General features: G+C 54.9%; 15 protein-coding genes. 11 read left to right on the plus strand and 4 right to left on the minus strand.

Annotated elements, in window-relative coordinates; translation table 11 throughout:
• Positions 1–15 precede the first annotated feature (15 nt).
• Positions 16–417, plus strand: coding sequence for a type IV pilin protein (locus tag OOT55_RS01175; protein ID WP_265367343.1), 402 nt, complete (start codon positions 16–18; stop codon positions 415–417).
• Positions 418–442: 25 nt separating this feature from the next.
• Here OOT55_RS01175 and OOT55_RS01180 read toward each other — a convergent pair whose 3' ends face one another.
• Together OOT55_RS01180 and OOT55_RS01185 are read right to left on the minus strand one after the other, a co-directional pair.
• Positions 443–1,819, minus strand: coding sequence for a sigma-54-dependent transcriptional regulator (locus tag OOT55_RS01180; protein ID WP_265367344.1), 1,377 nt, complete (start codon positions 1,817–1,819; stop codon positions 443–445).
• A gap of 46 nt (positions 1,820–1,865) precedes the next feature.
• Positions 1,866–3,473, minus strand: a complete 1,608-nt coding sequence (locus OOT55_RS01185) for a sensor histidine kinase (RefSeq protein ID WP_265367345.1) — start codon at positions 3,471–3,473, stop codon at positions 1,866–1,868.
• Between the two features lie 127 nt (positions 3,474–3,600).
• Here OOT55_RS01185 and OOT55_RS01190 point away from each other — a divergent pair, with 127 nt between their 5' ends.
• Positions 3,601–5,226, plus strand: coding sequence for an NAD+ synthase (locus OOT55_RS01190; RefSeq protein ID WP_265367346.1), 1,626 nt, complete (start codon positions 3,601–3,603; stop codon positions 5,224–5,226).
• An 88-nt stretch (positions 5,227–5,314) separates the two neighbouring features.
• Here the strand turns inward: OOT55_RS01190 and OOT55_RS01195 are convergent, their stop codons facing one another.
• Positions 5,315–6,226 (minus strand): outer membrane protein assembly factor BamD, encoded by a 912-nt coding sequence (locus tag OOT55_RS01195; protein ID WP_265367347.1) that lies wholly within the window; start codon positions 6,224–6,226, stop codon positions 5,315–5,317.
• A 149-nt stretch (positions 6,227–6,375) separates the two neighbouring features.
• Here OOT55_RS01195 and rluD point away from each other — a divergent pair, with 149 nt between their 5' ends.
• From rluD to clpB, 3 genes are all read left to right on the plus strand, one after another.
• The gene (gene rluD / locus OOT55_RS01200) at positions 6,376–7,323 is read left to right on the plus strand and encodes a 23S rRNA pseudouridine(1911/1915/1917) synthase RluD (RefSeq protein ID WP_123639511.1); all 948 of its coding nucleotides are present in this window, start codon (positions 6,376–6,378) and stop codon (positions 7,321–7,323) included.
• A 20-nt stretch (positions 7,324–7,343) separates the two neighbouring features.
• Positions 7,344–8,105 carry a peptidoglycan editing factor PgeF gene (pgeF, locus tag OOT55_RS01205; protein ID WP_265367348.1) on the plus strand — a complete coding sequence of 254 codons (762 nt, stop codon included), beginning with the start codon at positions 7,344–7,346 and terminating at the stop codon, positions 8,103–8,105.
• Between the two features lie 96 nt (positions 8,106–8,201).
• A complete protein-coding gene (gene clpB / locus OOT55_RS01210) occupies positions 8,202–10,847 on the plus strand; it encodes an ATP-dependent chaperone ClpB (protein WP_265367349.1) in 2,646 nt (881 codons plus the stop codon).
• A 19-nt stretch (positions 10,848–10,866) separates the two neighbouring features.
• On the opposite strand, the gene OOT55_RS01215 is transcribed toward clpB, so the two are convergent.
• Positions 10,867–11,298 (minus strand): DUF4124 domain-containing protein, encoded by a 432-nt coding sequence (locus OOT55_RS01215; RefSeq protein ID WP_265367350.1) that lies wholly within the window; start codon positions 11,296–11,298, stop codon positions 10,867–10,869.
• Positions 11,299–11,809: 511 nt separating this feature from the next.
• Here OOT55_RS01215 and OOT55_RS01220 point away from each other — a divergent pair.
• The 6 genes from OOT55_RS01220 (at position 11,810) to OOT55_RS01245 (ending at position 23,192) form a co-directional block, all read left to right on the plus strand.
• Positions 11,810–13,546, plus strand: coding sequence for an acetolactate synthase 3 large subunit (locus OOT55_RS01220; RefSeq protein WP_265367351.1), 1,737 nt, complete (start codon positions 11,810–11,812; stop codon positions 13,544–13,546).
• Position 13,547: 1 nt separating this feature from the next.
• Positions 13,548–14,039, plus strand: coding sequence for an acetolactate synthase small subunit (gene ilvN, locus OOT55_RS01225; RefSeq protein WP_024462558.1), 492 nt, complete (start codon positions 13,548–13,550; stop codon positions 14,037–14,039).
• A 687-nt stretch (positions 14,040–14,726) separates the two neighbouring features.
• On the plus strand, positions 14,727–17,759 hold the full coding sequence (locus tag OOT55_RS01230) for a TonB-dependent receptor (protein WP_265367352.1): 3,033 nt from the start codon (positions 14,727–14,729) through the stop codon (positions 17,757–17,759).
• Between the two features lie 65 nt (positions 17,760–17,824).
• The gene (locus OOT55_RS01235; protein WP_265367353.1) at positions 17,825–19,327 is read left to right on the plus strand and encodes a tryptophan halogenase family protein; all 1,503 of its coding nucleotides are present in this window, start codon (positions 17,825–17,827) and stop codon (positions 19,325–19,327) included.
• A gap of 83 nt (positions 19,328–19,410) precedes the next feature.
• On the plus strand, positions 19,411–21,135 hold the full coding sequence (locus tag OOT55_RS01240) for a DUF5060 domain-containing protein (protein WP_265367354.1): 1,725 nt from the start codon (positions 19,411–19,413) through the stop codon (positions 21,133–21,135).
• Positions 21,136–21,206: 71 nt separating this feature from the next.
• Positions 21,207–23,192: a glycosyl hydrolase gene (locus OOT55_RS01245; protein WP_265367355.1), complete on the plus strand. Its 1,986-nt coding sequence runs from the start codon at positions 21,207–21,209 to the stop codon at positions 23,190–23,192.
• Positions 23,193–23,401: the final 209 nt, after the last annotated feature.

Genomic DNA, 23,401 nt, shown 5'->3' on the forward strand with positions numbered 1-23,401 from the left:
AATGGGGGGGAGATAATGAAGTCGGGTCACAATACAGGGTTTACCTTGTTGGAGGTAATGATCGTGGTGGCGATCATTGGCATCATCGCGAGTGTCGCTTATGCGTCCTATACCAACCAGGTGATGCGCACCAACCGGTCGGACGCAATCGCGATGCTCAACGATGCGAGCCAGCGTTTGCAGCGTTGCTATACGACGTACAGCCGTTACGATAGTGATGACTGCGCCGCATTTTCGACCTACGAGGCGGGTGTCGAATCTTCCGAGGGGTACTACGAGGTGGAGCTGACGGCGTCAACGGCGACGACCTACACGCTGACGGCAACCCCTATCAGGGCTCCTCAAACAAATGACACTAATTGCCCAACGCTTACCTTGACTCACGCGGGTGTGCGCTCCCCTGAGGATTGTTGGTAAACCCTTTATGGTTTAGGGCAGTGAATCAGTCGTCGTCCAGCCCCAGTTTCTGTAGCCGGTAGCGCAGTGACCGGAAGCTGATGCCCAGGTTTTTTGCCGCTTGGGTTTTATTCCACTTGGCCTGCTCAAGTGCATTGCACAGGATGTCTTTCTCGACTTCCTGAAGATAATGATCCAGAGAAGGGTACTCCGCGCAGCGGGCGACATGGTTGCCTGCGCCGTCATTGGCGGGTTCCATGCCGTTACCCATCGGGTCGGTATTGTCCGGGAGGTGCAGATCAGCCGGGTCGATGACCTGGCTTTCACAGAGCGTAAACGCTCGTTCCAGAATGTTTTCAAGCTCCCGGACATTCCCCGGGAAATGATACTCGCAGAGCTGTTTCATGGCCGGTTGGCTCAGCTGTGGCGTGGGGAAATTGACCTCTCGGGCCAGTTGTTCGAGTATGTGGCGGGCCAGCATGGCGATATCCTCCCGCCGTTCCCGCAGCGGTGGCACCCGCAATTGAATAACATTCAGTCGATAGAAAAGATCCTGACGAAACCGGCCCTGCAGCACTTCCTGATCCAGCGCTTTGTGGGTGGCGCAGAGTATGCGCACGTCCGTACTGATTTCGTTTTGGCCTCCTACCGGGCGCACGGCTTTTTCCTGGATGGCCCTCAACAGTTTGACCTGCATATCCAGCGGCAGGTCGGCCACCTCGTCCAGGAACAGTGTGCCGCCTTCGGCAACCTGAAACAGCCCCGCCTTATCTTGGTGGGCACCGGTAAAGCTGCCTTTCTTGTGACCGAAAAACTCGCTCTCCATCAACTCCCGGGGAATGGCACCACAGTTGACCGCCACGAACTCACCGTCGGCCCGCGGTCCCAGTTTATGGATGGAGCGGGCCACCAGCTCCTTACCCACCCCGGATTCTCCCGAGATATACACCGGTGCCTGGGAACGGGCCAGCTTCTGAATGCTGGCGATCAGATGCTGAATGGCTTTGGATTGGCCAATGATCGGACACTCCGCCGGCAGCGGCATGGGCGGCAGCTGGCTGGACTGGATGGCGCTGCTGACCAGCTTGCGTAATGCGGTGAGATCGACCGGCTTGGACACAAAGTCAAAGGCGCCGGCTTTCATGGATTCGATGGCGGCATCGATACTGCCGTGGGCCGTAATCACGGCGACCGGCAACCGGGGATATTCCTGCTGAATGAATTCCACCAGCTCCAGACCGTTCCCGTCAGGCAGGCGCATGTCTGTCAGGCACAGGGCGTACTGGGATTGCTTCAGACGCTCCTTGGCCAACGTCAGGTTCTCCACACAGTCGGCCTCAATGCCCATCCGCCCGAGGGTGATATTCAGCAGCTCGCGAATATCGGGCTCGTCATCAATAACCAGAACGCGTTGATTGCTCATAGAAAACCTGTGTCAGAGAGTCTGTCTGTGTCGGCCGCATGGACCACTAGAGTGCCCGGTCCGGGTGCGCCAACTGAATATGAAATGCACTCAGTCCATCGGACGTGCGTTCATAGTGTATTAAAGCCTGATTGGCTTCGCAAAGCTCCTTGCAAATGAACAGTCCGAGGCCCGAGCCGGTGCTTTCCGTGGTAAAAAACGGCTCGAAAATATGCTTGCGACGCTCCTCATCAATACCCTCACCCCAGTCAATGACTCGGATGAAAGGCTGCTGGTTACGCGTTTCGAGGCCCGCCTCAATCCTGACCCGGCGCTCTCCGGTAGTGGCCTCACTGTAGCGCAGGCCATTGTCACACAGGTTGGTCAGCACCTGATGGAGCTGGCCCGTGTCAAACTTGGCTCCAATGTCGGCACGATCCAGAGATAACTCCAGTGTGCACGGAGTGGGCTGGCCGGAGCGGAACTCTTCCGTAAAATGCTGGAGCCAATCGTTCAGTATGATCTGCTCGGGCCGCGCATTGCGCCGGCGCGAAAGCTGCAGAACATTCTCGATGATTTGGTTCACCCGCTTGCTGTGATTGTCGATGATCTGAAGCAGGCGCTGGTCGCCGCCGGTGAGCTGATCCGATTCGCTGAGCAGTTGGCTGGCGTGGCTGATGGCGCCCAAGGGGTTGCGTACCTCGTGGGCGATACTGGCGGTCAGTCGTCCCAGAGAAGCGAGTTTGAGTTGCTGAGCCTGCTGGGCAATCAGACGGTTGTCTTCGACAAAGACCAGAGTTTCTGAAGCGGTGCTCGGATCCAGCGCCGCGAAGTTGATTTTCAGCTCGTTGTTGGACGACTGATCCGTGGTCACAACCGATGAGGTGCGACTGTCGGCTTGCCACTGATCAAACTGATTTTTGAGCAGGGGAATGTCATCGAGCGTCCTGGGTGTCTCGCTCACGCCCAGCAGCTCGGCGGCCGAGCGGTTGATCAATTCAATGGACTGGTTCCCCCCCAGAACAACGATACCGGTACGCATGCGCTCCACAATCAATTGCGCCAGCCGCTGCAGGTGTTGCGCCTGCCGAGCCTGGGCCAGCGCCTCCTGGCTGCTGGTGCGGATCTTCCGCGCCAGATATTGAAAGGTGAGGGCCGTAGTGAAGAGCAGGGCGCCCAGGGTGCCGGCGGAGAACAGGGTGCGGTTGTCGATCGACAGCAACCACAGCCGGGTGATGCTTTCACCCACCACGGCGATGCTGGCCAAGGCCGCCAGCAGAATCGCCAGCTGCGCGGGCAGCAGCATGCCGCCGGCCGCCACGACCACCAACTGCAGGTAGCCCAGGCCGCTCAAGGCACCGCCACTGGCGTACATCATCAGCGCAATGGCCGCCACGTCCAGAACCAGAAGAATAAAACTCTGTTGGTTGGACGGCAGAAATTTCACCCGCCAGAGCAGGCCCAGGGTGATGATGTTGATACTGGTGTAGATGATCGAGGTATAGAGAAAGACGTCCGGCTGGTCATTGCCGAGAATATTGGGCGCAATGTTGCCCTGAAACATCAGCAATAGCAGGCTGCCCAGCAGCGTGCGATAGTAGGTGTATACCCTCAGCAGGTCGTAATTGCTGTAGCTGGATGCGCGGGCCATGACAGGGTTGTCGTTGACGGGCATGGGGGACAGGGTACCTTGGCTGTGAGTCTGACCGATCGGGGTCGGATATTATCGCTTTGCGTCGAATCCGCAATTGGCGGACAATACGCGTCGTTTTCCCGCAGTTTATCAGGATGCAGGCCCCTTTATGTCAAGTTTGAGTATCGCAATGGCCCAGATCAACCCGCTGGTCGGGGATATCCCCGGCAATGCCGAGCGGATTCTGGAGCAGGCCCGTCGGGCGGAGGCCCAGGGGGCGGATGTCATCGTCTTTCCGGAGCTGACTCTGTCGGGCTATCCGCCTGAGGATTTGCTGTTGCGCCCGAGCCTCGCGCTGCGGATTGATCGCGCTCTGGACCAACTCAAGCAGGCAGAGCTGGGTGTTGTGCTGGTGCTCGGGTACCCCAAGGTGGTGGCGGGCCGCGTGTTCAATATGGCCGGCGTGGTTGCTCGTGGGCAGTTGGTGTGCGAGTACGCCAAACAGTGCCTGCCGAATTACCAGGTGTTCGATGAGGTGCGCTACTTTGTGCCGGGTGATAGCGCCTGTGTCTTTGACCTCAAGGGCGTGCCGACGGCGCTGACCATCTGTGAGGACATCTGGCAGCCCGGACCGGTGGAACAGGCCCGGGACGCTGGCGCCAAATTGATGCTGAATCTGAATGCCTCGCCCTTCCACAAAGGCAAGCCGCGTGAGCGGGAGCAGTTGCTGGCCGAGCGCGCGCGGCAAGGGCGTATGCCCATCGTTTACGTCAATCAGGTGGGCGGCCAGGACGAGCTGGTATTCGACGGCGGCTCGGTGGCGGTGAACGCCCAGGGCGACCTGTGCCGGCGCCTGCCCGCCTGGCAGGAGTCGCTGGAGCTGTTGCAGACCAACTGGCACGATGGCTCGGTCCATATGGCCCATCAGGCGCTGGCTCCCCAGCAGCAGGACCTGGACTCCGTGTATCAGGCGCTGGTGACGGGTACGCGGGATTATGTGAGCAAGAATGGTTTCAAAGGGGTGGTGCTGGGCTTGTCCGGCGGCATCGACTCGGCCCTGACGCTGGCCATCGCCGTGGATGCCTTGGGACCAGAGCGGGTAACGGCCATCATGATGCCGTTTCGATACACCTCGGAACTGAGTCAGACCGACGCCGCCGAACAGGCCCGCCGAATGGGCGTGCGTTACCACTCACTGAGTATCGAGCCCATGTACGAGGCCTTTATGGCGACCCTGGATCCCGTCTTCGAGGGGGCCAAACGGGATACCACCGAGGAAAACCTGCAGGCCCGCTGTCGAGGCGTCCTGCTGATGGCCTGGTCCAACAAGCGGGGCGACCTGGTGCTGACCACGGGCAACAAAAGTGAGCTCGCGGTCGGTTACTCCACCCTGTACGGCGATATGGCCGGCGGGTTTGATGCGCTCAAAGATGTTCCCAAAACCCTGGTGTTTGAACTGGCCAGGCACCGCAACGATCAGGGCGAGGTGATTCCCCCGTCCGTCATTACCCGCCCACCGTCTGCCGAGTTGGCGCCGGATCAGAAGGATGAGGACAGCCTGCCGCCTTACGAGGTGCTGGATCAGATACTGGCGTTGTATGTGGAGCAGGACTTCAGTGCCGAAGCCATTATTGCCCGGGGCTTTGAGCGTGAGGATGTCGAGCGGGTGGTCCGTCTGGTGGACATCAATGAATACAAGCGCCGCCAGGCCCCGATTGGCGTGCGCATCACCCAGCGCGGCTTCGGCCGCGATCGGCGTTATCCCATTACCTCGGGGTGGAAACTGGGCGAGTAAGAAGGCATACATACGGTAGGGGGCGACTTTCTCGCAGGTCGGGTTAGCGCCCAGCGCGTAACCCGACACGGTCACACCAAAACAGCCATCAAACCCCTGAAGGCGGCTGCGGTGCGTCCTGATACTCCGGGTTATAAAGCTCCCGGGTATCAAAACCCGGTGGCTCACTCTTGTCGAACAAGCCGAAGGTAATCAGGCTCAGCCAGCTGCGATCACCCTCATCCGAACTGTACTGGAAATCAAAAGAGCCATCGTCGTTCAGTGCCGGGTGGTCCGGGTAGTTCAGCTTGAGGATGTCCAGCATCTGGGCTGAGAGTTCCGGCATGTCCAGCAGGTCATAGCCCTGTACCATCACCGCCAGGGCATCCGGGACCGCCGGTGTGGTATCAAAGTTCTCGAGTACGTAGCGTCCCCGGTTGGTGGCGGCCACATAGGCCCCCCGCTTGAAGTAATAGTTGGCCACGTGGATTTCATAGCGGGCCAGCCGGTTGCGCAGGTACAGCATGCGGCGCTTGGCGTCCGAGGCGTAGATGCTGTCCGGAAAGCGGGTGAGGAGCTGGGCGAAGTGGTCCAGGGAGTCCCGTGCGGCGCCGGGGTCGCGCTGGGTGAGGTCCGTCGGCAGCACCCGCTCGAACATGCCACGACCCTCGGTAAAGGAGCTGAGCCCTTTCATATAATAGGCGTAATCCACATTGCGGTGCTGGGGGTGAAGACGGATGAATCGGTCGGCCGTGGCCGATACCATATCGGCGTCGCCGGAGCGGTAGTAGGCGTAAATCAGCTCCAGCTGGGCCTGCTCGGCATAGGTGCCAAACGGGAAGTTCTCTTCCAGTGATTGCAGGTTGCTGATGGCGGTTTCCCACTGACTGCGGCGCATTTGCGCCTGCGCGGCCTCGTAAAGGTCGGCCTCACTGGTATACTCTGGCTCGCGATCGGTATTGGAGCAGGCGGTAATCAGCGCCAACAGGCCGCCGAGCAGTAGGAGTTGCAGGACTCGCATAGGATTCAAAACTCGTTCACGATTCAAAAGTCAGTGGGCTCCGTACCGGCCCACTGGAGCAGCGGGCTATTAAAACACAGAGCGTGCGTATACCAAAGCGCCCCGGTGGGGCCGCGCACTCTCGCACTCGATAGAGGTAATCACGCCCCATGGCGGATCAATTGCAACAGAGCACCCGCGTGCCCCCGGATATGGCCGGCATGCGCTTCGACCAGGTCGCCTCCGGGTTGTTCCCTGAATTCTCACGGGCCCGGCTCCAATCCTGGATAAAGGACGGCCAACTGACCCTGGACGGACGTATTGCCAAGCCCAAGGAGCGCCTGCTGGGCGGGGAGACCCTGCGCCTGGAGGCGGAGCTCGAAGCGCAGGGAGAATGGGAGCCCGAGGCCATCGACCTGAACATTGTTTATGAAGACGACGACCTGCTGGTGATCAACAAGCCCGCCGGTCTGGTGGTGCACCCGGCGGCGGGCAATCACACCGGGACCCTGCTGAACGCGCTTCTGCATCACTGCCCGGCCCTGGAGGGGGTGCCCCGGGCGGGCATCGTGCATCGTCTGGATAAAGACACCACGGGCCTGATGGTGGTGGCCAAGACACTGTCGGCCCACACCGACCTGGTAGAGCAGTTGCAGGAGCGCATTGTCAGTCGCGAATACGAGGCGGTGGCCATTGGCACCATGACCGGTGGTGGTACCGTGGATGCGCCCATTGGTCGCCACCCGCGCCAGCGCAAATTAATGGCCGTTCTGGAGCGCGGCGGCAAGCGCGCCGTGACCCACTATCGGCTGCTGGAGCGCTTTGCGGCCCACACCCATATCCGGGTCAAGCTGGAAACCGGCCGCACCCATCAGATCCGGGTGCATATGGCGCATATCCGCCACCCGCTGGTGGGTGATGCCACCTATGCCGGGCGCTTCAAAATTCCCAAGGGTGCCAGTGACGAGCTGATTCACGAGCTGAAAAGCTTCCCCCGTCAGGCGCTGCACGCGGCGCGGCTGGGGCTGGAGCACCCTGGCACAGGGGAGTACCGCGAGTGGACCGCGCCCTTGCCCGACGACTTCCAATCTTTGCTGGCCGCCCTTCGGGCCGGCTGAGTCAATCACCGGAGACTGCTATGTCCGAGCTCGAGCTTATCCGCCCCGACTGGCCCGCCCCGGAGCGCGTGCGGGCCGCCATCACCACCCGCCAGGGGGGCGTGAGCGAGGGCCCCTACGCTCAGTTCAACCTGGCGCAGCACGTCGGGGATGACGCCTCGGCGGTGCAGCGCAACCGTGCTCTGCTGCAGGCTGAGCTCGGACTGGAGCGCGAACCTCAATGGCTGGAGCAGATTCATGGCACGGCGGTGGTCGAGGCCCAGGACGATGGCCGGGTCTTGACCGCCGATGGCTGTCATACGAAACAGCCCGGACTGGCCTGCGCGGTGCTTACCGCTGATTGCCTGCCGGTGCTGTTGTGCAACCAACAAGGCACGCGAGTGGCGGCGGTGCACGCCGGCTGGCGGGGCTTGGCCCAGGGCGTACTGGCCGCGGCAGTGGCACGTTTTAGTGAGCCCTCGGCGCAGTTACTGGCCTACCTCGGTCCCGCATTGTCTCAGCCCCACTTTGAGGTGGGGGTGGAGGTACTGGAGGCGTTTTTTGAACAGGCGCGCGACGAAGCCCACAATGAGGCCATTGCACAGGCCTTCCAGCCCGGTCAGAAGCCGATGCATTTTCAGGGCGATTTGTATGCTCTGGCTCGCGCCGAGCTTGAGGCGCTGGGGGTGACCGCCGTTTACGGCGGTGATTTCTGCACCTACCGCGACCGCGAGCGATTTTATTCTTATCGCCGGGATCGCGACACCGGCCGGATGGCGAGCTTGATCTGGATCAACCCCTGATACAAAGCGCGGCCTCGCGCCTTGCTTTTTCGGGGTGTGCCCCCATTCTTTTAACCATACCTGGTTATCAGTAATGACTATTCTTGAGGCACACCCATGCGCATTGATCGATTGACCAACCAGCTGCAAACCGCGTTGTCTGACGCTCAGTCCCTGGCAGTGGGCCGGGATCATAGCCAGCTGGAATCCTACCACCTGCTCCAGGCGCTTCTGGATCAACAGGGCGGCACGGCTCGCTCACTCCTGGCGCAATCCGGCTTCAATATGACCGGCCTGCGCAATGAGCTGGCCAAGCAACTGGAGAACCTGGCCAAAGTGCAGAATCCGACCGGCGATGTGGGTATGTCCCAGGAGCTCGGCCGCCTGCTCAATCTGGCCGATCGTCGCGCCCAGAAAGCTGGTGACAAATTTGTCTCCAGCGAGTCGGTCCTTTTGGCCGCCATGCTCGATGGCGAGAGCCAGTTGGGCAAACTGCTCAAACAGTTTGGTGACGCCACCAGCCTGGAGCAGACTGTAGAGAAAGTCCGCGGCGGTGAAACCGTGGACGATGCCGACGCCGAGGGCAATCGCCAGGCGCTGGAAAAATACACCCTGGATCTCACTGCCCGGGCCGAAGCCGGGAAGCTGGATCCGGTGATTGGCCGGGACGATGAAATTCGCCGGACCATCCAGGTCCTTCAGCGCCGCACCAAAAACAACCCGGTACTGATTGGTGAGCCCGGTGTCGGTAAAACCGCCATCGTGGAAGGGCTCGCCCAGCGGATCGTCAACGGCGAAGTCCCCGAAGGCCTGAAAAACAAACGTCTCCTGTCGCTGGATCTGGGCAGCCTGCTGGCGGGTGCCAAATTCCGTGGCGAGTTTGAAGAGCGCCTGAAGTCCGTGCTCAAAGAGCTGGCCCGGGAAGAGGGGCAGGTCATTCTGTTTGTCGACGAACTGCACACCATGGTCGGGGCCGGCAAGGCCGAAGGCGCCATGGATGCGGGCAATATGCTCAAACCGGCACTCGCGCGCGGCGAACTGCACTGTGTCGGGGCCACCACCCTGAATGAGTATCGCCAGTACATCGAGAAAGACGCCGCACTGGAACGTCGCTTCCAGAAAGTGCTGGTGGACGAGCCGAGTGAGGCCGATACCATCGCCATTTTGCGCGGCCTGAAAGAGCGCTACGAAGTCCACCACGGGGTAGACATTACCGATTCGGCCATTATCGCCGCCGCCAAACTGTCCCAGCGCTACATCACCGACCGGCAACTGCCAGACAAGGCCATTGACCTGATCGATGAGGCGGCCAGTCGTATCCGGATGGAGATTGATTCCAAGCCGGAGGAGATGGACCGGTTGGAGCGGCGTCTTATCCAGCTCAAAATTGAGCGCGAGGCGGTCAAAAAGGACGAGGACGAGGCGAGTAAAAAGCACCTGGAAAAAATCGAGTCGGATATCGACCGGCTCGAGCGTGAGTATGTCGATCTCGACGAAGTCTGGCGTGCGGAAAAAGCCGCGCTGCAGGGCTCCCATGAGATCAAAAGCAACCTGGAGCAGGCCCGGCTGGATATGGAGGCGGCGCGCCGAGCGGGCGATCTCGCCCGTATGTCGGAGCTGCAGTACGGCGTCATTCCTGAGCTGGAGAAGCAGTTGGATATGGCCAGCCAGGTCGAAATGATGGAAATGAAGCTGCTCCGCAACCGGGTGACCGATGAGGAGATTGCAGAAGTGGTCTCCAAGTGGACCGGCATTCCGGTTTCCAAAATGCTTGAGGGCGAACGGGACAAGTTGATCCGGATGGAGGATGCCCTGCACCAGCGGGTGATCGGTCAGCACGAAGCAGTGGTCGCTGTGGCCAACGCGGTGCGTCGTTCCCGGGCCGGCCTCTCGGACCCGAACCGCCCCAACGGCTCTTTCCTGTTTCTCGGGCCAACCGGGGTGGGTAAAACCGAGCTGTGTAAGTCCCTGGCGGAGTTCCTGTTCGACAGCCAGGAAGCCATGGTGCGCATCGACATGTCCGAGTTCATGGAGAAGCACTCCGTGGCTCGCCTGATCGGTGCACCCCCTGGCTATGTCGGCTACGAAGAGGGCGGTTATCTCACAGAAGCGGTGCGCCGTCGTCCCTACTCGGTGCTGTTATTGGATGAGGTGGAAAAAGCCCACCCGGATGTGTTCAACATCCTGTTGCAGGTGCTGGAAGATGGCCGACTCACCGATGGCCAGGGCCGGACCGTGGACTTCCGCAATACCGTGATCGTGATGACCTCCAACCTCGGTTCGAATCGCATTCAGGACCTGGCGGAAGATCGCTCTTACGACACCGTGAGCTTCGACGAAGAGAAAACCGGAGACTCCCTGGGCAATGAAAACCGCTATGCGGCGATGAAAGACGCGGTCATGGAGGTGGTGGGACGTCACTTCCGGCCGGAGTTCATCAACCGGGTAGACGAAGTGGTGGTGTTCCACCCATTGGGTCGTGAGCAAATTCGCGGCATTGCCGATATTCAGCTCAGCCTGCTGCGCAAGCGTCTGGCTGAGCGGGATCTGACCTTGAGCCTGGACGATGCGGTGATGGATAAACTGGCCGAATCCGGGTTCGATCCGGTCTACGGCGCCCGGCCACTCAAGCGGGCGATCCAGCAGCAGATCGAAAACCCGCTGGCCCAGGATATTCTTCAGGGGCGCTTTGTGCCGGGGGATAATATCCATGCGGTGCTCAAGGGCGACCGCTTGAGCTTCGAGAAGCGCGCGCTCCACTGAGTGCGCGCTCGGAGTTGCTTCAGCAGGCTCGGTCCATAATCTGGCGGGCGGTTTCCGCCCGTTCGGACAGCTCCTCCTCGCCCAGGTAACGCCGACTGCCGTCCTCGGTCTCTACGGCAATCCGGCCTCCCCGCTCCAGGGTTTCCAGGTTCTGACGGGCCCGTTGGCAGGCCTCGTCCAGCTCCTGTTGCGAGGGTTGCCCGGCATTGCTGGCTGCCGATTGCGGTTCCGGTTGCTCGGGTTCGGGGCGCGGATACTGGCTGGAGTAATCCACCGGCTCGCTGTGGCCTGTCCGGGTGCGCAGCGACTCTGATGGACGTCCCTTGGGCGGATGAGCGGTAAAATGCGTTACCCCGTCATCATCCACCCAGCGGTAAACCTGATCGGCCAGCCCCGTCAGTGGGGTGGCGCAGAGCGTGATGGCCAGCACGGCCAGAAGCGGGTGTTTCATGTTGGGCTCCCTTCGTTGGCGGGCGGCGGTAGTGGGCCGGTAAAAGCCATCCTGCGCTCATGGCCTCGCGCCGCATGTATCATGGATACACTATAGCCCGGTGGGCCCCGTCGAGAAAGGTGTGTCCCGCGCCAGCGGCTGAACTTGTCCCCGATTTGTGAACTTATCGCCCAAGTCCCTGTTTACTCTTGACTTTCCGGAGCATTTTCCGAACAATAGCAGATCGCACGATGGCGTGTAGAGCCAGCCGACAACCTCGGTGCCGTACTCTACACCGGAGGCCGACCCGGCCCCCGAACCATCCGCAGCCGCGAAGGCGCGTTAACCTACGCCGCCTGCCCAGAGCCAGCCCGCAATTGCTACCCGCGCGGGAGGTCGGGGAATCCCAAGACTGACTCGATTCAGAGAAGCACAGCTCCCGATCCGAAGGGCGGGCAGGCCGTGGCTTCGTGGTTTGTGGTTGTTGCGACCCCTGAGTTCATACATTCATGGTTATTTGAGAGGTTACCCAGTGGAAATGCTATCAGGCGGAGATATGCTGATTCGCTCCCTGCGGGACGAAGGCGTCAAGCACGTGTTCGGTTACCCGGGCGGTGCGGCCCTGCATATTTACGATGCCATATTTCGGCAGAAAGACGTCAAGCACATCCTGGTCCGTCACGAGCAGGCGGCCACCCACGCGGCGGACGCCTACGCGCGTGCGACCGGTCAGGTGGGCACAGTGCTGGTGACGTCCGGCCCCGGTGCGACCAATGCCATTACCGGTATTGCCACCGCCTATATGGACTCGATTCCGATGGTGGTCATTTCCGGTCAGGTGGTCTCTGAGCGCATTGGTGAAGATGCGTTTCAGGAAACGGACATGGTGGGTGTGTCCCGGCCGATCGTAAAGCACAGCTTTATGGTCAAGCATCCGAGCGAGATCCCGGAAATCGTCAAAAAGGCTTACTACATTGCCTCAACCGGTCGTCCCGGTCCCGTGGTCATTGATATCCCCAAAGACATCACGGCGCCCGGTGAGACCTTCCCCTACGAGTACCCGGAAAAGGTCAAGATCCGCTCCTACAATCCGGCCACTCGCGGGCATACCGGGCAGATTCGCAAAGCCGTCCAATTGTTGCTGGAATCCAAGCGTCCGGTCATTTATGCCGGTGGTGGTGTTATTCAGGGTAATGGTTCCGATTTGCTGACCGATCTGGCCAAACGCCTGAACTTCCCGGTCACCAATACCCTGATGGGGCTGGGGGCCTACCCGGGTTCCGACCGCCAGTTCCTGGGTATGCTGGGCATGCACGGCACCTTTGAAGCCAATACCGCCATGCATCACAGCGATGTCATTCTCGCCGTGGGCGCACGCTTTGACGACCGGGTAACCAACACCGTCAGCAAGTTCTGCCCCAATGCCAAGATCATCCACATTGATGTGGATCCGGCCTCCATTTCCAAAACGGTTGCCGCCGATGTGCCTATCGTTGGATCGGTGGAGAGCGTGTTGACCGAAATGCTGGCCATGGTCAAAGAGAGCAAAGAACAGCCGGACGCGGATGCGATCAAGGCCTGGTGGAAGCAGATAGACGAGTGGCGCACCCGTCACGGTCTTTACACAGCGCCGCGCTACAACACGGACGGCGACAAAATCATGCCTCAGGATGTGATCAAGGCGCTGTACGAAGTGACCGGGGGCGATGCCTACATCACCTCTGACGTGGGTCAGCACCAGATGTTTGCCGCCCAGTATTATCTGTTCGACAAGCCGCGTCGCTGGATCAACTCCGGTGGCCTGGGCACCATGGGCTTCGGTCTGCCGGCGGCCATGGGCGTGCAGATGGCGCACCGCGATGCGGTGGTTGCCTGCGTGACCGGGGAAGGCAGCATTCAGATGTGCATCCAGGAGCTGGCGACCTGTACCCAATATCACCTGCCGGTGAAAATCATCTGCCTGAACAACCACGCTTTGGGCATGGTCAAGCAGTGGCAGGATATGCAGTACGAAAGCCGTTACTCCGAATCACTGTACGAGGAGACTCTGCCGGACTTCGTCAAGCTGATGGAATCCTACGGGCATGTCGGTATTCGCGTGGATCGCAAAGAAGACCTCAAAGCCAAGATGGAAGAGTGCTTCGCCATGAAAGACCGGGTGGTGTTTATGGACATCCAGGTTGACCCAAGCGAACACGTATACCCCATGCACGTTGCACCCAATGGGTCCATGCGCGACATGTGGCTGAGCAAGACGGAGCGTACCTGACATGAAACGTATTATCTCGGTATTGATTGAAAACGCCCCGGGTGCACTGTCCCGGGTCGTCGGGCTGTTTTCCCAGCGTGGCTACAACATTGAAACCCTGACGGTGGCCCCCACCGAAGACGAGACGCTGTCTCGCCTGACGTTGACCACCATCGGGGACGATCACAAGATTGAGCAGATCACCAAGCATCTCAACAAGTTGATCGACGTAGTCAAACTGGTGGATCTGACCGAAGGTGCCCACATTGAGCGTGAGCTGATGCTGGTCAAGGTCAAGGCCTCCGGTGCCCAGCGCGCGGAAGTGAAGCGCTGTGTGGATATTTTCCGTGGTCAGATTGTGGATGTCACCAGCTCGCTGTACGTCATCCAGATCACCGGGACCAGTGACAAACTGGACGCCTTCTTCCAGGCCGTGGGCGAAGCGTCCATTCTGGAAGTGGTGCGCTCCGGCGTATCGGGTATCTCCCGCGGGGAGAAAGTGCTCAGCCTGTAAGAAGGTCGCCACTCCGCCTCCTTGATGTTAGAGGGGGCATCATCAAGCATCAAAGTTTGCCTGGCTTCAGGGAGGAAGCCGTATGAGTAAGATGCAGGGTTGCGCTTTTCAGGAATAGTGATAGAATCTCCTCGTAACCGATTACAAACCGTTTGGCTCCCGTCTCCTATCCGGGAGCTTTTTTTTGCCCGGATGCTTTACCCTCCCAGATTGATCGCCTTCTGCCAGTGGCAGACTGTGGATAACCCTCTTTTCTATTCTTCTCCTATTTCTTGTCTGGTTGGCAGTCTCTGGTCTTGCGAGGTAAGCCAGTTATCTCGCTGTGTAACGAAAAAGGCCAGTGCTTTAGAGAGCGTTAAACCTTCAGTTTTTGTGTCGTAAAGTAACCGATTACAGAAAGGGTGATGATTGTCCCTTAATAAATATCGGTATAAGAGTCGGCTCAGCCGGCAAAAAATTCATATAAGGCAGCAAAATCAACCATTTTTATAATTTTAAAGAATTAAAACTTACGTTTTAATTCTAAATTTGTATTTTATGCTGGTCGAAAAACGGCTTGCTCCGTTGATTATGTATCCGGTTACATATATTCTTAACCTGAATTTGGTTGGTTAGGTAAGAGGGGTGATTACCATCTTTCCTGCCCAAGCAGTTAATTCTCATAAAAATACAGCAGGAGTCTTTAGTATGAGCCGAACAAATAAATACACTCCCCGGCTTTTGAGTTCAGTGATCGCTGCCGTCGTAGCATCCGGCGCTTCCTCTTATTCAAATGCACAAGATCAAGGCTTGCTCGAAGAGGTTGTAGTAACCGGTATCCGGGGTGCGCAAGAACAATCAATTGATATCAAGCGGAACTCTGATGAAGTGGTGGATGCCATTACGTCCGAAGATATCGGCAAACTGCCAGATAGCACGATTGCAGACTCCCTGCAACGAGTAACCGGCATTCAGATCCAGCGGAGCGCGGGTCAAGGTGGCGTCGTTAGTATCCGTGGCTCAAACGAAGTACTGACGACTTTGAATGGTGAGCTGTTTCTAACCGCGCAAAACATTTTAAACAGCAACGCTGATTACCAAGATATACCGGCAAGCTTGATTTCAGGCGTGGTGGTGTCGAAATCCTCCAATGCAAAGCAACTGGAGGGCGGTATTGGTGGTACCGTGGATCTGCAGACCCGCAGGTCACTAATGTTGGATGAGGGGGTGACCTCCGTTGCGCGACTTCAAGCAAGCACTGGGAGCATAACCGAGACGACAGACCCCGAGGTCAACGGTTTGATCGGATTTAACAACGATGATCGATATGGTATGTCGTTGGCGTTTGCTTACGCTGACCAGTCCCTGGCCTCCAATCAAACCCAGACACGTGCGGGAGTTCAGAATCGGGCTGATGCACTAATGATGATGAACTGGGATGGTCCGGTTTCAACAAATTTTATCACTGAACGTGAACGGGTTGGGCTTAGCTACAATTTCAATGCCCAGCTTAGTGACTCGTTAGAGCTGAATATCGATTCGTTCTATAACAGCATGGACGAAAAGTCGGCGGGAAATATGTTCCAGTTTGATCTGGATTCTGTGGGCTGGGACTACGGTCGGATGCAACCAGAAGGAGTCAGGTCTGCGGGAGACGTTCCTGTAGCACAGGGCGCCTATGCGACAGGATGGACGGCAGATATGAACTCTGCAATACGTGCAGGTGTATCTTCCAATTTTCGTGAAACCTCTGCCGTAAATAACAGCGTCGAGCTTAAGTTCGACAATGGCGGTAACTTTACAGGTAGCGTGCGCTATATTAGCTCACAGGCTACGCGGGATGCAGACGTGTTGACTTTGGTTCAGCGTCCCTCGTCTCCGGGTGAAAATGGTCTGTTTGACGATCGAGGCTACGTCTATAACCTTGAGGGAGATTATCGACAGGTAAATCCTGGGTATCTTGGCGGCAATTACACTACTACCTTCCTGACTCATGATGATGGGGTTACTTGGGAATTTGGCCCGACATTTGCTCAAGAAATGACCGATAGCTCTGCTTGGTACATACACTCCAGCTGGCTCGAGGGAGAGCGCCACACAGCTAATCTTGATGTCTTGCGTGCTGACGGTACCTATCGGTTTGGCAATGATGGGATAACCTCTATGGATTTCGGTATTAGGGAGAGTACACGAGGCATAGAACGAGATTCTCATCATTACTTCATGCCTACTGGAATAACTGCGTATGACCCGGCAGATATGCAGCCGTATGACATGCTGGTTAAGTACCATGAAGCAGGTTATGTGTACGGAACCGGTCAGGGTAACGACGGCACCAGTGGTACCTATCTCGTAGAAACTCCGGAAGGCAGCTTGGTTGAGCTGAAAGAAATAGGCCTTGAGCCTGTTCGGGGGCTGAACTTGGATGACTCGGCCTTGCAGGGGTATATCCATCAAGTGTCAGATTTCGGCGAAACCGTAAAATCGTTTAACTCCTCGCTTCCAATGATCAATGTTGACAGGATCGATAACAATCTGACCTTCATCGATGACATCTATGATGCGGATCATGTCAGAAAAAATCGACCTGATCAGTCTTATGTGATCGATGAGGATCGCCAGTCACTGTACTTCAAGTTCAATTTCTACAAGGATCTTACCAGCTTCGTTACCCTGAGTGGTAATGCTGGCGTGCGACGCGTTACGGACACTTTGACTATCAAGCAGAATGTTTACGATAGCAATCGCCTTGGCCGAGATGTTTTTGCGGGAAGCGATCCAAATCACACCTATTATGTAGATTCGGGTGACAAATATACAACAGTTACTCACTCGTCGTTCCTTCCAAGTCTGAACGCAAACGTATCTTTTGGCGACGACTATAAGATCAAAGTTTCATACGATGAAAGAACATCACTTCAGGCGTTAGATCAGTTTGGGCAGGGAACGTTTACCTCTTGGCAGAGTGAGCAGGTGGACCCTAATACAGGAAATCGCTATCAAGCAATTAGTGAAGTTCGGTTGGGGGGGAATCCTAATCTCCAGCCTTGGAGCGCCAAGGTCTATAACGTCGCAGGTGAGTGGTATCCGTCTGATAATGCGTTAATTGGTCTTACTGCATTCTATATGGATATCGGTGGCTTCACTGAGGAGGTAAGAACCACTGATCTTACCCTTCCCGATAGTGATGGCGTAGTTCGCCGCGGCGGAACGGTTATTGAACTTCGCAATGGGTCAAATGCGAGTGTAGAAGGCGTTGAACTTTCATATCAGCAAAGTTTCGATTTCTTGCCTGGGTTTATGAGTAATACAGGTATGACCTGGAACTACACATATTCTCCGAGCACTCGAGAAGGCGTTACCTTTGCCGCTGATGGTGAAGATGTACCATTTAATGCGACTGCAGAAGATCAGTCCAATTTGGTGCTTTGGTATAGCAGTGATCTCTTTGAGCTCCGTGCTGCTGCCAACTACCTCGGCCCGCGTTACAACGGGACTCAAACCGCAGCAATTCAGAGTGATGACGAAAGTGTTCTCGGAGGCCTGCCTGTATGGGATGAAGAGACCCTCTATGTTGATCTGAATGCGGTTTATCACATGAATGACGCTATAGATGTAACGCTAAACTTTCAAAACTTAACTGAAGAGGGCGCGAACAAGTACATGCACTGGAAAAACTTCCGGCAAGAGTACAACGCATTTGAGCGTCGTATCTCAGTAGGAGTTAGCGCGAAGTTCTAAGCCCACCAAAAGGGAGCGCTGCTTGGTAAGTGGCGCTCCCTATCAGCTTTCGGGTCAAAGTTGTTATGAAAAGCCACGGTATAAAATCATTAGTTGTGGTTGGAGGCGGGTCCGCAGGCTGGATGGCTGCTTCCTACTTTGCCAAGAAGTTCATGGGAACTGACCTTGAGATTAGCCTGGTTGAGTCATCTGAAATTGGTTCGGTCGGGGTCGGAGAGGCTACAGTTCCAGCTATCAAGTATTTCCTTTCTGAGCTGGACATTGATGAGAAAGAGTTTGTCCGGTCGACGAACGCTACGTTCAAACTCGGTATCGATTTTAAAGGTTGGTGCAACCAAAAAAGCAGATTCTTTCATCCGTTCGCCAAGTTTGGGTGCCGGATCGGATCTGTCGATTTTATCAATTACTGGACGAAAGCTCGTTTGTCAGGGTGCTTGGAACCCATAGATGCATACTCATTGCCAGCGCAGATTGCCAGGTATGGCCGGTTCGCGATTCCTAAGGCAAATGCGGAAAGTGATGGGATGCTGAACTTCAATTATGCCTACCATTTCGATTCCTCTCTATTTGCAGCCTATTTAAAATCAATTTCCGTGAAAATGGGTGTCAAGTCAATTGATGGAACCATCAAAACGATTGAGAAGTATGAAAGTAATGGGGCGGTAAAAAGTCTGATTTTGGAGGATGGTTCAGAAATATTTGGAGATTTTTATATTGATTGTTCAGGGTTTTCGGGACTGCTCATAAACTCTCTTGATTCCGAGTATGAGGATTGGAGTGACCTCCTTCCGTGTGACAGTGCATGCGTTGCACAAACTAAAACGTGTGATGATCTTGGTGCGTATACTACGTCTACTGCGATGAGTTCAGGCTGGCGCTGGTCGATCCCTTTACAGAACAGAGTCGGAAACGGGTATGTCTACTCCAGTAAATTTATTGATGATGAGCGGGCCAAGAATGAGTTTCTCGACTCTTTGGGAGAGGATCCTATAACTGGTCCAAAGGTAATCAAATTTAGGCCCGGACAGAAGAAAAGAGTTTGGGTTGGAAATGTTTTTTCTGTTGGTCTTTCAAGCGGATTTCTGGAGCCACTCGAATCAACAAGCCTGTATTTGGTGCAATACAGTTTACTGGTTCTCTTCAACAATTTTCCCTCAGATGTCAGAAATGACTATCTCTCAAGGAAAGTCAACGATCAAGTATATCGCCAAGTTTACAATATGCGGGATTTTCTAGTTGCGCACTATTGTAATAATGATAGGAATGGGGAGCCGTTTTGGGATTACTGCCGGAAGAACCGTCTTCCTGAGTCATTGCTTAGTCGAATTGAGGAATTTAGGGAGGGCGGATCAATTGATGTCGGTAAAGATGATTTTTTCAAAGAGAATAGCTGGGTTGCCATTTTAACCGGCATGGGTGTTGTTCCTGAATATTTTCATCCAAAGTTGTCGTTTCTTGGCGGTGAGGCTGTGAGAGCCGAGCTTAGATCTATGAAAGAGGCGATTGATGAGATTGTTCCAAAGCTGCCAACTCACAATGAGTTCCTCAAGAATAACGTTATATTTTAGTTTGGGTTTCAACGTGGATTTCGTTTTGATTCCAGGTTCTTTGATGATCAGTGTTGTGGTTTTAAGACCTTAGAGTGAGTTATATGTTTATTAAAAGTATTCTTAGAATGGTAGTTCTTGTCTCATTTTCAAGTTGCATTGTTGGCTGCTCTTCTTCAGGTGTTCGCTCTGTTTCGTTGGAAGCCACGGAGGTAGATCAGTATGAGCTTTTAGTTGTAGATGTGGATCTTAGGGCTGATTGGGAGTCTCCCTTTTCCTCGTCGGATGTTGCGCTGAATGCGCATATAAGTACTCCGTCGGGCAAAAAAATTGTTCTTCCGGGGTTCTATGTGGACGGGGAGAGTGGCTCCTTATCTAGTTGGCGCATAAACTTCGCACCAAGAGAGGTTGGTCAGTATGAGATGACGGTGGTACTGGAAGGTCAGGGTGTTGGAGGCGACTCAGCCAGGAAAGTGATGTTCGAGTCCCGCGCCGGGGATAGAAAAGGCTACCTTCATGGAAATGACCTTTGGACATTGCAATTTGACAACGGTGAGCTCTTTAGGGGGTTGGGTATCAATTATGGCTGGGAACCAAGAGACGAAGATGACTCCAAGCACTTTTCAGAACTTCATGAAGATTCACGATTTGAATATCAAAATTTCATTCCGAAGATTAAGGGTGAAGGGGTCAATCTGATCCGCACATGGATGATCTACTGGAATTTGCCTGTCGACTGGAAGACTGTCAAGAATGCCTCAAGATATGCAGATTCCTCCGATCGCTTTAATAGGAGCGGTATTGAAAGGATGGATGATTTGATCGGTCTGGCAGAGAGTAATGACATTTATATTATGCTCGTTCTTGATAGTCACGCAGGATTCATCGGTGATGGATGGAGGATCAATCCGTATAACAAGAAGAATGGAGGGGTGGCCGAGACTCCCGAGGAGTTCTTTTCAAGTGAACTGGCGCGAAACCATTACAAAGACAAGCTGCGTTACATGGTCGCACGCTGGGGTTACAGCACGAAGATTGCCGCTTGGGAGCTCTTTAATGAAGTAGACAATATTATCTATGCTGACGAAGAAAATAGAATACCGGACCAAGTAGTGACGGAATGGCACCGTGAGATGAGCGACTACTTGGCCTCAATCGACCCTTACGATCACGTCATCACTACGAGTGTTTCTCACCGTGATGTTTCCGGTTTGAACTCATTGGAGAACATAAATGTAAACCAGCGTCATATGTATAAGGTGACGGATCAAATACCGGACACTTTGCGGAGATATACGGATGATTTTGATAAGCCGTATGTTATTGGAGAGTTTGGGTATGAGTGGGACTGGCAGCTTGACTTTGATGAATTCCGGGATGAGAAGGTACAAGATTTCAAGAAAGGGCTGTGGTATGGCGTATTTTCGCCAACACCCGTTTTGCCTATGTCTTGGTGGTGGGAGTATTTCGATGAGCAGGGCGCCCTTTCATATTTGTCCTGCGTGAAAGAGATTAATGATCATGTTCTCTCTACCGCCAGTGGGTCGTTGAGGTCAGAGAGTGTAAGTGTAGAGAACAAAGCTTTGACTGCTATGGGTATTTCCAATGGCGAGAAAAGATTTGTTTACGTAGGCAATCACTCGGATAGCCGGCAAGAGGTTAGTCTTCGTTCGATTTTGGGGAATAAGGGGAATAGCGATACCGTTCATAGGTATGAATGCCATTCGAACAAAGGGTCGTATAGCCGGATTGATGCTCCCGAGGCAGGCTCGGAGGAAGGATTGTATTTTGGAGCTAATACAAATGTTGTGTTCATTATTGATGACTGAGGTTGAGGAGGTATTACGAATAAATAGTGTCAATTCATTGTATGTGAACAATTTTAATAATGAGGTCTGTCATGAAACGTGTAATTTACTTTTTGCTTTTGACGTCTGTGGCATTTTCTGTAAATGCTAAAGAAGGTCCGCACAAGACGCTGAACCTTCTTTATTCAATCCAAGGGGACTATACCGTCAGCGGGATGCACAATAAGGAGCCAAACTCTGATCCACAGCGGTACACAAGAGATTTGGTTGATATTACGAATCGTTACCCTGGGTTGCACAGTGGTGACTTCCTGTTTGCTTCGGTCGATATAAACAATCGACAGACGATGATCAACGAAATTATTGCGCAATGGAATTCTGGTGCGCTGGTCAATCTGATGTGGCATGCCTGCAGCCCGGTAGGGAGTAGTCCTTGTCAATGGGAAGGAGGTGTTATTGCTGAGCTTTCTGATGGGCAGTGGAATGACCTTATTACAGATGGAACGGTTCTGAATGGCCGCTGGAAAACCAGGGTAGATGAGGTCGCTGGTTTTCTTCAGCAGCTGGAGGACGCCGGCGTCGAAGTTATGTTCAGGCCCTTCCACGAGATGAATCAAGGAAAGTTTTGGTGGGGTGGTCGCCCCGGGGAAAATGGCACCGCCAAACTGTACCAGTTAACTTACGATTATCTAGTTGAAGAGAAAGGACTAGAAAATCTGGTCTGGACCTGGAATCTTCAAGATTTTGATACGTTAGCTTCGGATATTGAGAGCTACGACCCGGGGCCAGAGTACTGGGATGTTCTGTCGTTGGATATGTACTGGAGCGACGGTCAGGGCTATACCGAAGAAAAGTATAACTTGATCCGAGATAAAGCGGATGGTCGGCCCTTTGCGATTGGTGAGGCGGAAGATCTCCCTAGCCCACCTCTGTTTGAAAATGGTCAGAGCGAGTGGACCTTCTTCATGGGATGGAGTGAGCTGGTTTTCAATAACTCGGATTCAAAACTGAACGAGATATACAGTTCGCCGTTGGTTCTCACCAGAGACGAGCTGCCAGGTTGGGATGATGTTTCATCTGAGGTGTTTCAAGCGGAGGATTACACTGGTAACTCTGCTGGAGTTCAGGACCAAACCGTCGAAGGGGCCTCAACGGAAGTGGTGTACATGGATCCTTGGGAGTACACTTCCTACGCGCCCTTCGAGGTTCCGTCAGATGGGGAGTACATCTTATCGTTCAGGGTCTATACCGATGCCGGTACGGTTCTCACTGTTGAAAGGGCTGGCGAGGGAGTGATGGATACTGTTGAGGTTCCCGCGACCGGAGGGAAGTGGATTACGGTGTACAAGGCGTTTGATTTGACTGCAGGTCCGTTAGCGCTAGCACTTAAACCCACGGGGGATAATCCTATTAGCGTTGATTGGTTCGCTGTTCCCTCTCTGATCGAAGTTCTTGAGATTGGCTCATCCAGCTCGTCTTCCAGCTCAGAGAGCAGCTCATCAGTGGGCGCGGTGGGATACCCCTTCACCATTGAGGCCGAGTCTTTTAGCAATATGGACGGAGTTGTTGTTGAAGGCGGTGTCGTCACGATTTCTGAGTGGCAGTGGATGAGCTATCCAGCGGTAGAGCTTCCGGCATCCGGAACGCACGAGATAAGCTACCGCGTAAAAAGCTCGAGTGCTTCGGCTTTGCAGCTTGAGCAAGCCGGTGCCGGCGTTATTGATACAGTAGATATCCCGAATACCGGGGATGAGTGGCAGACAGTTACCCAGCCCGTTGATCTGGATGGGGGTGAAATAGCGTTTGCGCTTAAGGTTCCACCGTCATCGGCGGCGATTTCGATTGATTGGTTCAGTGTTGACTGTTCAGAGTGTTCTTCATCCTCATCCTCAGAGTCGTCAGAGTCCTCCAGCAGCAGTTCATCGTCGGATGAAAGCTCCAGCTCCAGTAGTTCAGAAGCATCGTCTTCTATCGGGGAGCCAGGAGAGTCGGGTGGGGGTTCATCATCGATTCCGTTCATGGTGATGTTGCTACTTCTGCTTTTCAAGCTGGTGCGCATTAAAGACGGATCTCGCTAGCAATTAGTCTGTTGACCAAGAAAGGGAATTCTTGGTCTTACGGTTTCTAAGATCATATTGATCTGCCGGAACACTCTATAGGTGATCACTCTCCCAGGCTACAGCGTTAAGGGTTCCTTGAGCTGCATTTTTCTGAATTTTAGGTTGTATTGCTGCCGATAGATCGACACTGATGATCTGGCGATCATGCTTCGGAAGCTCTAAAAGTA

The organism is Marinimicrobium sp. C6131 (assembly GCF_026153455.1).
Taxonomy (GTDB): domain Bacteria; phylum Pseudomonadota; class Gammaproteobacteria; order Pseudomonadales; family Cellvibrionaceae; genus Marinimicrobium.